This is a genomic window from Bacteroides intestinalis DSM 17393 (assembly GCF_000172175.1).
Classification (GTDB): domain Bacteria; phylum Bacteroidota; class Bacteroidia; order Bacteroidales; family Bacteroidaceae; genus Bacteroides; species Bacteroides intestinalis.
The window spans coordinates 719,840-732,787 of sequence record NZ_ABJL02000008.1; the positions used below are offsets into that span (position 1 = coordinate 719,840).

Genomic DNA, 12,948 nt, shown 5'->3' on the forward strand with positions numbered 1-12,948 from the left:
AATTCAAGATGATAATAGTATTATTAACCAATAGCTACTATCAATGATAATATCAATCAACAACTACCGGTTCAACAAGCGAAGGGGGTATAAAAGTAGTAGCAATAGCCATGACACCTTCAATATTAACGACCACACGGCGATCATGCCTGATACGAACAAACTCGCCAATAACACCTTTGAAGACACCATCTGTGATACGAACTTTCTGACCTTTCACCAAGTTCAATTCAGTTGACTCAATATAAAGAACTGCTTCGTCGTAACTACCCGCCACGAGAATAAAGCTACGCATCTGCGCATCAGGAATAACGACCGGACGACAATATTCACGATTCATAATGAAACGTATAGGCATTTTTCCCTCGAGTTCATCCTTCAAAGCGTCTATACGCTTACGAGTAGAATGAATAAAGACAAGATTATGAATGGCAGGAACCAACTTACGTACACGCTTACCACCTTTCATTACTATTCCGTAACGCATAGGGATAAAACTCTCTATGTTTTCCTCGTCCAAAATAGCTTTCAAAGCCAATTCACGACTGTAGGAAACACGAACAGCAAACCAGTGGAGTAATTGAGAGTTAGGAGTAGAAAGTTGAGAGTCAGTACTTTCGTTCATGGAATTTTCGCGAAGTTAGTTCGCGTCAGGATATTTTTTAGGGACACCGGAGTAGTGAAATACCTACCGGTCAAATTATGTAATGCGATTATTTTAAGTAGCTTAACTTGCATTCATTTTATTCCAAAACTTTCTACCGTCACGGAAAAAAAGTCTATGAAACAATTATATGGAACTTTTTATATATAAAAAGCTATAAACGAATAGATTAGAGAGAAAAATCGTTTTTTAATCGTTCGTTTAATATGTGTAAATATTTACGAAAGAATAGTAGCTGTCAGGATAATAATCCGAATAGATATTAATGACATTTATTTTGAGAATAACAGTTTGTATATTAGATGTTTACATAAAGAGGAAAGTGTTTGCAAGATTATTTTTATTAAACATCTTGCACATTCCAAAAATACCTTTTATCTTTGCACCATTAAACGAACGATTTTTGAGCACTCAAAAAACAAGAACCTATCTTCCTATATACCAACCTATTAAGCTACATAGAGAAAAGTTTCAAAGTAACATTAATCCCGATATTCTTGTCCACTCTTCTTTTTACACTTACCTTCGCAACTTACAACATATTTTTCCATCACTAATTCTAACATTAAAAAACATCTGAAATATGGAAAAGAATAAAGTAAATACAGCAGCAAAAAAAAACTGCAAAAAAGAACAAGAATAATAGTAAGAAACCAATAAAACAAGGTATTAAGGCAAAAAGAGGGCCCAAACCCGGGGCTACGATTACAAGAATAATCGACCGTCGGGACATTATAGAAAAAGCATTTTTAGAGCTCTACATGATAAATTGTCTGGACGCGTCTCCAGAAAACGGATTGGCAACGCTTGCACGTTTTTTATACAGAAGAGAAAAGTTTCAGCAAAAGAACGGTAAACGAATATCAGCCAACACAATAAGGCAAGATTTGATTGAATTACTTAAAGAGTCCAAGTATACAAATCCGAGAAATAGAAAGAGAAAATAACAACAAAAAACAAGTATGAATTAGTGTTGAACAACATGTTGTAAAAGGACTTAATTTTGCCCCCGCTTTGGCAAAGATTAAGCCCTGCAGATGAGAAGATGCCGCTTTATCCAAAAGTGACATCTTCTTTTTTTGCCCGACACAAACACCTACTAAAGAATTAAAAATGAAATAATTAAAAAAATGAAATGCAATGGAAAATGTTTTCAAAATGTCACTATTCATGCCCCCTATCTCGCCGATTAAGGACAAAACAACCGGAAGAACTGTAAAGAGCGCCACACTTACTCCGCTACGGACAATAAATCTGGAAGAAATATATAAACTGATAACCTCCAACGAGAAACTCACTGCATTGACTCTTGAAGTGCGAAACGCCGCGCTGCAAGGTGACGAAGACACCAGCCGTCTCCTGAAGCAGCAAACACTGCCCTACGTGACCCCTTGCGGAATCTTCACCCGTCGCCGAAGCGACTGCCTGGAAGAGCTGTCCGGACTGGTAGTAGTAGACATCGATCATCTCGAATCCACCGAAGAAGCCGAAATCCTACGACAAGAATTATTCGATGACCCTTATCTGTGTCCCGCACTGGCATTCATCAGTCCCAGTGGACTGGGCGTGAAAGCCTTCATTCCTCATGCCTCGGAACAAAACGCCACAGATGGAATCCGCTGGGCCATGAACTATGTACACTGCATGTACGACAGCAACCACCGCCAACCCGGAAAAGGAGTGGATACATCGGGAAAAGACCTCGTACGCTCCTGCTTCCTCTGCCATGACGAAGGGGCACTTTTGAGAACTAAAAAATAAACATCGAAAATTAAAATCACGAATCAACATCCCAAATTATAATTCAAAATACTTAAAGCCAATGGAACAATTATCTGCATTGCACCGCCTGACCGAAGCAGTCAGAAATGCAGGAGCCGACATCGCTCCCACTTATCAAGAGTATATACAACTGGCATTTGCCATCACCACCGACTGTGGCGAAGCGGGCCGCCAAGATTTCCTGACCTTGTGCAGTTTCTCACCAAAGTACGATCCACGAGCAGCCGACAAACTATTCAGCAATGCACTGAAAAACGGACACAACAACGTACACATAGGTACCGCCTTCCATCTGGCCGAAGTTTGCGGCATAAAAGTCCAATCCGAAATTCCGCACGGATGGGGTACACTTGGTACACAAGGTTCGCACTCCTCTTCTGCCTCACACACACGCACACGTGAAGAAGATGTATCCGCACATGAGGAAGAAAACCTACTGGACAGCAGCCCTCTCTCTCCCCTGCCCACTTTCGACGAGCACACTCATTGGCCTTATCCCTTGGAACGCATCGTTAGCTACGGCACCTCCCGTGCCCAATGCGACGTACTGCTACTGGGAACTGTCACCGTACTGGGTGCCAGCATGGGACGGCACGTGCGATGTGCCTACGGAGGAAAAATGATCTCGCCCTGTCTACAGACTTTCATCACAGCACTGCCCGCATCAGGCAAAGGCGTGCTCTCGCTGGTACGCCTGCTGGTAGAACCCCTCCACGATGAAATCCGCAAACAGGTGGCCGAAAATATGGCATCCTATCGCCGCGAAAAAGCAAAGTACGAGACACTGGGCAAAGAACGTGCAAAGACCGAGCCTCCCGTAATCCCGCCCAACAAGATGTTCCTCATCTCCGGCAACAACACCGGAACGGGTATCCTGCAGAACCTGATGGATTCTGACGGCACCGGCCTGATATGCGAAAATGAGGCCGACACCATCTCCACCGCCATAGGATCGGAGTACGGCCACTGGAGCGACACCATGCGCAAGGCCTTCGACCACGACGGCCTTTCCTACAACCGCCGCACCGACCGGGAATACCGCGAAGTGAAAAAGAGCTATCTCGCCGTACTTCTTTCCGGCACCCCAGCACAAGTGAAGCCCCTGATACCCAGTGCCGAAAACGGACTCTTTTCCCGGCAAGTATTCTACTACATGCCCGCCATACACTACTGGCAGAACCAGTTCGACCGCAACGACAACAATCTCGAAGAGATATTCACTGCACTGGGCATGGAATGGAAAGAAAAGCAGAAGGCCATCGTCATGAACGGACTTTTCACCCTGCGCCTCACCGACGGGCAGAAAGAGGAATTCAACCGTTTATTCTCCAGTCTATTCGTACGTTCCGGACTGACCAACGGTGACGAAATGTCGAGCAGCGTGGCGCGTCTGGCCATCAATATCTGCCGCATCATGGAAGTGGTGGCCATGCTCCGCGCATTGGAGCACGAAGAGATAGCCGATTCACCCAATGTATCGCCCGACCCGAACACCGCTCCGGACAATCTGAAGGATCACATCGTCAGCTTATGGAACCTCATCATCACTCCCGACGATTTCCATGCCGTGCTGTCCCTGGCCGAAAGCCTCTACCGCCACACCACCCATATCCTCTCCTTCCTACCTGCTACCGAAGTCACCAGCCGGGGCAATGCTGACCGGGATGCACTGGTGCAATGCATGGAAAAGAAATTTACACGGGCCGAATTCATAAAAAAAGCCGAAGAGATAGGCATTAAACCCGGAACAGCCTCTACCTGGCTCAAGCGCTTGCAGAAGCACGGTCTGGTGGAGAGTGTGGATGGAAACGGAACTTATCAAAAGCCCTAACCATAGATACGCACGTGTGTGCGAAACAAACGGAAACAGTGAACCTCTGTACCAAGTGTACCAACCTCAACTTTACGCCGCCCAACCTCAACTTTAAGGTTCGCCAAGTGCAGCCGCTATCAGGCTCACCTGGGCGGACGTATAGGTGCGGGAGTGAGAGGACGTCCCCACAGCGGCCAAGTCATCACACAGGCCGGGATAAAGTTCAATCCAATGCTTCAACTTGCGGTAAGCGGATTCGGGACAAAGATTGGGACAATAGAGCTGGGCAAGTTCGGTGCGCCCATAGGTACGGATTTCAAAAGTGTTCATATCTGACATTCATGTGTTATATTTCATCAAATATAGCTATAAATCACGACATTGGCAACTATACGCATATAAATAACAGACAGAAACCGTCCGTAATCGACCGTAACAATCCGAAAGTGACAAACACCCGTATACACGGTATTATCTTTGCATCGTTGAGTTCAACACCGTGAATATTTAATTTTTAATTATTAATTCTTAATTTGTTTATCAAACTATGATTCGTTACAAAAAGTATCAAGTGACGGGCGAAAACAGCCCGCTGAAAGGTCTCTGGTATGCACGCCCCGTAATTGAGGAGACTTTCGACATTGAGAAGCTTGCCAAGCACATGTCCAACCACAACACCCCCTACTCGTCCGGAGTCATCAAGGGAGTGCTGACTGACATGGTATCCTGCACCAAGGAGCTGATTCTGGACGGAAAGAATGTAAAAATGGACGATCTCGCCATTTTCTCCGTGGGGATTGTCAGCAAGAAAGGCGCGCAATCCGCTGCCGACTTCTCGCTGGCCAACAACGTGAAGGGGCTGAAACTCCGTGCCCGTGCCACGGGAGAACTGAGCAATGCACAGATTAACCTGGAAGGGCAGATGAAGGAGTCTTCCATGTATACCGTAGAAGGTAAACCGTCCGGTAATAAGCCCGACGGAAGCGGCGAAGGAAACGACGGGGGAATCGAAGATGACCCGTTGGGATAATCTAAAGTCGAAGGCCGTAGAAATTAAAAATTAAAGGCTGCGCGAGGATTTAATCTTCAAGTTTCAATGCTTAACATTTAATTATTAATTTTCCAAGTAGTCAATTTTCTAAGTTCTAACTATTAATTATCTACTCACCATGAATGAAGAAAAAAAGTCAAAATCTGTATGGGGTATTGTCCTCAAAGTAATCATCACCGTAGCCACCGCCATAGTGGGAGCTTTAGGTTTAGGCGCCTGCAAGTAGCCATGCGTACGATTACCCTCCTCATTATTCATTGCTCGGCCACGCCTCAGGGCGTGTGCCTGAGCCTTGAGGATTGTCGTCGCGAACACATCCGCCACCGTGGCTTCAGCGACATCGGCTACCATTTCTACGTAACCCGCGACGGAGAGATTCATCGTGGCCGTCCCACGGAAAAAATCGGTGCGCATTGCCTCAACCATAACCGCCACTCCATCGGCATCTGTTACGAAGGAGGACTGGATGCCAAAGGCCGACCGTCCGACACCCGCACGTTGGAACAAAAGGCTTCACTGCTGGCCCTACTGCGCGAGTTGAAACGTATTTTTCCACGCGCACTGATTGTAGGGCATCATGATTTGAATCCGATAAAACCTTGTCCATGCTTCAATGCGGAAAGGGAATATAGGGGGCTGTAAAAAGCTCCCTTTTTTCAAATAAAGGCTTTCCGGGAATTTTGTGCCTATTTAAATTTTGCTTAAAAAAGAATGCTGAATAAAAAGAGTGATAAGATGGTAAGGTGATAAAGTGGCTGCGCTATATATCACAGAGCGTTATCCCACTATCACTTTATCACTCTACCACCTTATCACACTTTATTCATACCCCGTCCGATATGAATTCATTCAACTCCTGATTCGCATTTTTTATAATTCTTTTGTACCTTTGACGCTTATTATTCAAAAAACGATTCAACATGATACAGTTATTTCACCGCATGATCTCTGCCACCCTCAGTATTTCTGAGAAACAAATCGGCCATACGCTCGATTTATTGGCGGACGGAGCTACTATTCCCTTCATCAGCCGTTACCGTAAAGAAGTTACCGGAGGATTGGATGAAGTGCAAATTGAAGCAATCAAAACCCAATATGAGAAGCTGAATGAGCTGGCTAAACGAAAAGAAACCATTGTCAACACTATCAACGAACAGGGAAAAATGACTCCTGAACTACAAAAGCGTATTGATGAAACTTGGGATAGTACCATTCTTGAAGATATTTACCTACCCTACAAACCCAAACGCCGTACGCGTGCAGAAGTAGCCCGCCAGAAAGGTCTGGAACCCTTGGCAACACTACTGATGTTGCAGCGGGAACCGAACCCGGAGAAGCGCGCAGAAACATACGTCAAAGGAGAAGTGAAAGATGCGGAAGATGCATTGAAAGGAGCACGGGATATCATTGCAGAACAGGTCAGTGAAGACGAACAGGCACGTAACACCGTACGCTTCGCCTTCTCCCGGCAAGCTGTCATCACGGCTAAAGTGGTGAAAGGAAAAGAGAGTGAAGCTGATAAATACCGGGATTACTTTGAATTCAGTAAACCCCTGAAAAAATGCACCTCACACCAATTGCTGGCTATTCGCCGTGCCGAAGCCGAAGGGCTATTGAAAGTCAGCATAAGCCCTGATGATGAAGAGTGTGTGGAACGTCTGGAACGCCGTTTCGTCCGCAGCAACAATGCTTGCGGAGAACAAGTGGCGGAAGCCGTACAGGATGCCTATAAGCGTTTACTGAAATCTTCTATCGAAACGGAATTTGCCGCACAAAGTAAAGAACAGGCGGACGAAGAAGCCATCCGGGTATTCGTTCAGAACCTGCGCCAATTATTACTGGCTTCTCCATTGGGACAAAAGCGGGTAATGGGCATCGATCCGGGATTCCGTACAGGTTGCAAAGTGGTATGCCTGGATGCGCAAGGTAATTTACTGCACAATGAGAATATCTACCCGCATGCCCCGGTATACAAAACCACAGAAGCTGTGTCTAAAATACAAAAGATGATAGAAGCTTACCATATAGAAGCCATAGCGGTAGGAAACGGAACGGCAAGTCGTGAAACAGAAGAGTTTCTGAAACACCAGACCTTCAGGCAGGAAATTCAGGTATTTGTTGTAAGCGAGCAAGGGGCTTCCATTTACTCTGCATCCAAGATTGCGCGTGATGAATTTCCGGAATACGACGTCACAGTGCGCGGAGCTGTATCCATCGCCCGCCGATTGATGGACCCGTTGGCTGAATTGGTGAAAATAGACCCGAAATCCATCGGTGTAGGTCAATACCAGCATGACGTAGACCAGACGAAATTAAAGAAATCACTGGACTTGACCGTAGAAAGTTGCGTAAACCTGGTGGGAGTAAACCTAAATACGGCAAGCAGCCACCTGCTGACTTACATTTCGGGGTTAGGTCCTCAACTGGCACAGAACATAGTAAATTACCGAGCTGAAAATGGTGCATTCACATCGCGTAAACAACTGATGAAAGTGCCGCGCATGGGAGCCAAAGCTTTTGAGCAATGTGCCGGTTTCCTTCGTATTCCGCAATCCAAAAATCCTTTGGATAACACAGCCGTTCACCCGGAGAGCTATTGTATAGTAGAACAAATGGCCAAAGACTTGGGATGCAGCGTGGCAGAGCTTATTACCAGCAAGGAACTGCGCCTGAAAATCCAACCTGAAAAGTACCTCACCCCTACCGTGGGCATGCCTACTTTGAAGGATATTCTACAAGAATTGGACAAACCGGGACGTGACCCGCGAGGTCCGATCAAGATTTTTGAATTTGACAAGAATGTGCGTACAATCAATGACCTGCATGAAGGTATGGAACTTCCCGGCATTGTAGGTAATATCACCAACTTCGGCGCTTTCGTGGATATAGGCATTAAAGAAAACGGTCTGGTTCATCTTTCACAACTTGCCGACCGTTTTGTTTCGGATCCGAATGAGATTGTATCTATTCACCAGCATGTCCGGGTTCGGGTATTGAGTGTGGACACGGATCGCAAACGGATCGCTTTGAAGCTGATCTCAGAGTAATCACAATAGCAATAATCATCAACGCGGTGCACAGGATGGAGCCTTCGAAACCGAATGTACCGCCGTTGATGATATTCTCTTCCGGTAATTCTAAAGACAATAAAGTACCGCCCAATCTTCCTCCACTTACTTCGAAACCGAGAATCGGACCTTGCAGCCAATTCCAGAAAAGATGAAGAGCGATGGCAAACCATAAATTACGCGTATATATATAGGTGGAACCAATTAAAATTCCCGCCAACAATATATTCAGAAAAGCAATCAGAGAAAAGTTGGGATTAAAAATATGCATCAGGGAAAACAATGCAGAAGAAAGAAACAATGCCACAAAGCGATTTACACCTGCGGCCAGCAAATGCCCCAGAACAAAACCACGAAAAGCAATCTCTTCTGTAAGGGCAACCAGCAACATTAATATCCAGGACAACAGCAATTCGTACGCGCTAAAGTGCACGGCAGCAATTTCAACCTCTCCTATCGCATATAATATTCCAAATCCGACAGCATAGATTGCCAGGGCAACAAATGTACCCCAGAAGATGTCTTTTGCACGCCCTTTCAGGGATAATCCCAAATCCGCAACCGGAAGGTGATCCCAATTCTTCAGCAGAGTCCAAGCCGCCAAAAAACTCCCGGCCAGAAAAGTACTCTGCATCACAACTTCTTCCAAAATTCCACTTATCTTAAAAAAAGAGATAGGTTTTATGCAAACAGCTGCCAACATTCCGGTAAATCCCAGCATCAAAAGTATATAAACGATAATCTTTGCTGCAACAACCAGATAAGTGACGAGTTTTGACGGTTCCTTTACAGTATTTGCATCTTCATTCATTGATTCCATATCCTCTCGTTTCTTTATGTTAATACCCCGGCAAAAATACCTATAAAATTAAAAATAGAAAGCTATTTGCTGTAAAAACCGTATATTTGTCTAAACATATATGTAACAGCCATGAAGATAAAACGAATATTCGCCACTATAATGCTGGCTGCATGTACTTATGTAGCAGTTGCACAAAATACAGGCAACCCAGCCAATAACAAAACATTTTTCGTTGCCAAGCCCGGTACTTTAGTATCCATGCTCACAGAAGATGAAGCCAACAGCATCACTCATCTTACATTGACCGGAAAACTGAACGCTATTGATTTCAAACACCTGCGGGATGAATTCAAAAATTTGCAGGTACTGGATATCTCCAATGCGTCAATCAGTACTTATGCTGGGAAAAGCGGCACTTTTCCTGACCGTTTCTATATATATCCACCAAATTGTGTACCTGCTTATGCATTCTGCCAGCAAACCAATGACAGTACCTTTACCGGAAAATCAACGCTCCGGAAAATTATTCTTTCAGAGAAAATCAAGAACATAGAAGATGCTGCATTCAAGGGGTGTACGAATCTGCAAGTATGCCAATTACGAAAAAAGACTGCTCCCAATCTGATGTCTGAAGCTTTGGCAGATAGTATTACGGCCATTTTTGTACCTCTGGGTAGCAGTGACTCTTACCGTGGCAAGAAACATTGGGATACCTTTGCCGTGATAGAAGGCGAACCTGTAGAAGTATCTGTACAGATAGGGTTGATGGGAAGCCTTGCCAGTGAATTGGTAGAAGCCGGTTTGCAGCCTAAGGATGTAAACTTCCTGACTGTGGAAGGCAAACTGGATGAAGCTGATTTTATCCTGATCCGGGATTATATGCCTAATCTCGTTGCTGCAGATCTTAGTAAATGTAGCGCCACAGCTATTCCCGAATATACATTCACCCAGAAGAAATACTTACTGCGTATTCAGCTTCCCAAAGGTTTGAAAAGTATCGGTCAACGTGCTTTCAGCGGCTGCGGACGTTTATGTGGTACATTGGAATTACCTGCCGGAGTGACGGCTATTGAATACGGCGCATTTATGGGATGTGATAACCTACGTTATGTAGTAGCTACAGGGAACAAGATTACGACTTTAGGAGACAACCTGTTTGGAGAAGGAAAGAACAAATTGATTTATAAGTAGCTACGAGCTACAAAAAAACTACGAGCTACGAGTAACTGTGCTATGCCTTGCCAGCTTATCACACAGAAAAATCTCGTAGCTCGTAGTTTTTTTATAGCTTGTAACTTACTTAACTATACATTTTTGCTCTCAGCTCCTTGATATGATCCGAAGTAATATATTCATCATATTCCATCATCTTATCAATAATACCGTTCGGAGTCAGTTCGATGATACGGTTGGCAACCGTTTGGATAAACTCATGGTCATGTGAGGAGAACAGGATATTACCTCTATAAGTTTTCAGGTTATTATTGAATGCCTGGATAGATTCCAAGTCAAGGTGATTGGTAGGAGTATCCAGAATCAGACAGTTGGCATTGCGCAACTGCATACGGGCAATCATACAACGCATCTTTTCACCTCCCGATAACACACTTGCTTTTTTCAGCACCTCTTCACCGGAGAACAGCATACGTCCCAGGAAGCTCTTCATATACACTTCATTACCCTCGCCAAACTGGCTCAACCAGTCCACCAAGTTCAGGTCCGTATTGAAATATTTAGTATTATCCAACGGCAGGTATGCAGTAGTAATAGTGACGCCCCAGTTGAAAGTTCCGGCATCCGGTTTCGCTTCTTCATTGATAATTTCGAAGAATGAAGTCATGGCACGAGGATCACGGGAAAGGAATACAATCTTGTCTCCCTTCTCAACGTTGAAATTAACATCACGGAAAAGTATTGTACCATCTTCCAGTGTCTTGGTCAGTCCGGAAACCTCCAGTATCTGATTACCCGGTTCACGCTCGGGAGTAAAGATAATACCCGGATATTTACGTGAAGAAGGTTTGATTTCTTCTACATTCAGTTTTTCCAACATCTTCTTACGGCTGGTAGTCTGCTTGCTCTTTGCCACATTGGCACTAAAGCGGCGGATAAACTCTTCCAGTTCTTTCTTCTTCTCCTCTGCCTTAGCCTTCTGGTTCTGTTGCTGACGCAAGGCCAACTGACTTGATTCATACCAGAAACTATAGTTACCGGCAAAGAGATTGATCTTACCATAATCGATATCGACCGTATGCGTACAAACAGAATCGAGGAAGTGACGGTCGTGACTTACAACCAACACCGTATGTTCAAAGTTAGCCAAATAATCTTCCAGCCACATCACTGTCTCCATATCAAGGTCATTGGTAGGCTCATCCAGCAACAAGTTATCCGGATTACCGAAAAGTGCCTGTGCCAGCATGACACGTACTTTCTCCTTACCACTCAAATCACCCATCAACAAATAATGCTTATCTTCCTTAATGCCCAGGCCACTCAGCAAAGCGGCAGCATCACTTTCCGCATTCCAACCATCCAGTTCCGCAAATTTCTCTTCCAATTCAGAAACTTTCAAGCCATCTTCATCCGTGAAATCTTCTTTGGCATAAAGCACTTCACGTTGCTTCATGATATCCCACAAAACGGTATGCCCCATCATTACGGTATCCATTACCGTAAGCGCATCCCATTTGAAGTGGTCCTGACTTAAAACGGAGAGGCGTTCGCCCGGACCCAACATAATAGAACCGGTTGTAGGATCCAAGTCACCGGATATGGCACGCAGGAAAGTAGATTTTCCGGCACCGTTAGCACCGATAATACCATAACAGTTACCACTTGTAAACTTCAGGTTTACATCATTAAACAACACCCTTTTTCCAAACTGTACGGAAACGTTCGAGACTGTAATCATTGATCTATTTTCTTATTTAGCGATTTACAATTTATTACCTAATACCTATTACTCTGTATTTTGCGGGTGCAAAGATAGACATTTTTCTATGAATACTCGTAGAAATGCGCTGTCAATCTGACATAAAAGTATTACCTTTGCGGCGTTTTAGACAAAAGCTGCCTATTTGGCAAAGTTTTTGTTGGTACAGCGATATACTAACTTAAACCCTTGACAGCAATGAAAACAAATCCTTTTTACAAGAATAATAAGAATAGAAATATGGACCCGAAAGAAAAAGAAAACATCAACGAAGAAGAGTTAATGTCCGAAGCTGCCCAGAAGGAAGCTGCGGAAAATGAAGAATCCCAAACGGAAGATGTACAGGACGAAACTGTCCTGACAGAAGAGGAAAAGCTTGCCAAAGAGCTGGAAGAAGCAAACAAAGTAATAGAGGACCAGAAAGATAAGTATCTGCGCCTTTCTGCCGAGTTTGACAACTACCGTAAACGCACGATGAAAGAAAAAGCTGAGCTGATCCTGAACGGTGGCGAAAAGACCATCAGCAGTATACTTCCAATCGTGGATGACTTTGAACGCGCTCTGAAAAACATGGAAACTGCCACCGATGTAGCAGCCGTGAAGGAAGGAGTGGAATTGATTTATAACAAGTTCATGTCTGTATTGGCACAGGACGGCGTAAAAGTAATCGAGACTAAAGAACAACCTCTCGACACTGATTACCACGAAGCAGTCGCCGTCATTCCCGCACCGGATAAAGCTTTGAAGGGCAAGATTCTAGACTGTGTACAGACCGGATACATGCTAAACGACAAAGTAATCCGCCATGCCAAAGTGGTGGTAGGAGAATAACA

The 12,948-nt window shown here is 44.5% G+C and carries 12 protein-coding genes; 8 read left to right on the top strand and 4 right to left on the bottom strand.

Annotated features, from left to right (window positions below; all coding sequences use genetic code 11):
* Nucleotides 1-52: 52 nt before the first annotated feature.
* Nucleotides 53-625 (bottom strand): UpxY family transcription antiterminator, encoded by a 573-nt coding sequence (locus tag BACINT_RS12560; protein WP_007663634.1) that lies wholly within the window; start codon nucleotides 623-625, stop codon nucleotides 53-55.
* Nucleotides 626-1,804: 1,179 nt separating this feature from the next.
* Here BACINT_RS12560 and BACINT_RS12570 point away from each other — a divergent pair.
* Complete coding sequence (locus BACINT_RS12570; RefSeq protein ID WP_007663638.1) at nucleotides 1,805-2,425, top strand: BT4734/BF3469 family protein; 621 nt, start codon at nucleotides 1,805-1,807, stop codon at nucleotides 2,423-2,425.
* A gap of 61 nt (nucleotides 2,426-2,486) precedes the next feature.
* Nucleotides 2,487-4,277, top strand: coding sequence for a DUF3987 domain-containing protein (locus BACINT_RS12575; RefSeq protein WP_007663640.1), 1,791 nt, complete (start codon nucleotides 2,487-2,489; stop codon nucleotides 4,275-4,277).
* A 93-nt stretch (nucleotides 4,278-4,370) separates the two neighbouring features.
* Here BACINT_RS12575 and BACINT_RS12580 read toward each other — a convergent pair whose 3' ends face one another.
* Nucleotides 4,371-4,589 carry a DUF4248 domain-containing protein gene (locus BACINT_RS12580; protein WP_044155233.1) on the bottom strand — a complete coding sequence of 73 codons (219 nt, stop codon included), beginning with the start codon at nucleotides 4,587-4,589 and terminating at the stop codon, nucleotides 4,371-4,373.
* Nucleotides 4,590-4,806: 217 nt separating this feature from the next.
* Between BACINT_RS12580 and BACINT_RS12585 the strand changes: the two genes are divergently transcribed.
* The 4 genes from BACINT_RS12585 to BACINT_RS12595 all read left to right on the top strand — a co-directional run bounded on the left by BACINT_RS12585 (nucleotide 4,807) and on the right by BACINT_RS12595 (nucleotide 8,357).
* Nucleotides 4,807-5,289, top strand: coding sequence for an HU family DNA-binding protein (locus BACINT_RS12585; protein WP_007663647.1), 483 nt, complete (start codon nucleotides 4,807-4,809; stop codon nucleotides 5,287-5,289).
* Between the two features lie 139 nt (nucleotides 5,290-5,428).
* A complete protein-coding gene (locus BACINT_RS24565; protein WP_158585972.1) occupies nucleotides 5,429-5,536 on the top strand; it encodes a smalltalk protein in 108 nt (35 codons plus the stop codon).
* A 2-nt stretch (nucleotides 5,537-5,538) separates the two neighbouring features.
* Entirely contained in the window at nucleotides 5,539-5,952 is a 414-nt protein-coding gene (locus BACINT_RS23715) for an N-acetylmuramoyl-L-alanine amidase (RefSeq protein WP_044155023.1), read from the top strand.
* A gap of 278 nt (nucleotides 5,953-6,230) precedes the next feature.
* The gene (locus BACINT_RS12595; protein ID WP_007663653.1) at nucleotides 6,231-8,357 is read left to right on the top strand and encodes a Tex family protein; all 2,127 of its coding nucleotides are present in this window, start codon (nucleotides 6,231-6,233) and stop codon (nucleotides 8,355-8,357) included.
* On the opposite strand, the gene BACINT_RS12600 is transcribed toward BACINT_RS12595, so the two are convergent.
* Nucleotides 8,275-9,198, bottom strand: a complete 924-nt coding sequence (locus tag BACINT_RS12600) for a CPBP family intramembrane glutamic endopeptidase (protein WP_044155024.1) — start codon at nucleotides 9,196-9,198, stop codon at nucleotides 8,275-8,277. The genes BACINT_RS12595 and BACINT_RS12600 overlap by 83 nt on opposite strands.
* A gap of 111 nt (nucleotides 9,199-9,309) precedes the next feature.
* Here BACINT_RS12600 and BACINT_RS12605 point away from each other — a divergent pair, with 111 nt between their 5' ends.
* Nucleotides 9,310-10,371 (top strand): leucine-rich repeat protein, encoded by a 1,062-nt coding sequence (locus tag BACINT_RS12605; protein WP_007663655.1) that lies wholly within the window; start codon nucleotides 9,310-9,312, stop codon nucleotides 10,369-10,371.
* 109 nt (nucleotides 10,372-10,480) lie between these two features.
* Here the strand turns inward: BACINT_RS12605 and BACINT_RS12610 are convergent, their stop codons facing one another.
* Nucleotides 10,481-12,094, bottom strand: coding sequence for an ABC-F family ATP-binding cassette domain-containing protein (locus tag BACINT_RS12610; protein WP_007663656.1), 1,614 nt, complete (start codon nucleotides 12,092-12,094; stop codon nucleotides 10,481-10,483).
* A 219-nt stretch (nucleotides 12,095-12,313) separates the two neighbouring features.
* Between BACINT_RS12610 and BACINT_RS12615 the strand changes: the two genes are divergently transcribed.
* The gene (locus tag BACINT_RS12615; protein WP_007663658.1) at nucleotides 12,314-12,946 is read left to right on the top strand and encodes a nucleotide exchange factor GrpE; all 633 of its coding nucleotides are present in this window, start codon (nucleotides 12,314-12,316) and stop codon (nucleotides 12,944-12,946) included.
* Nucleotides 12,947-12,948 lie beyond the last annotated feature (2 nt).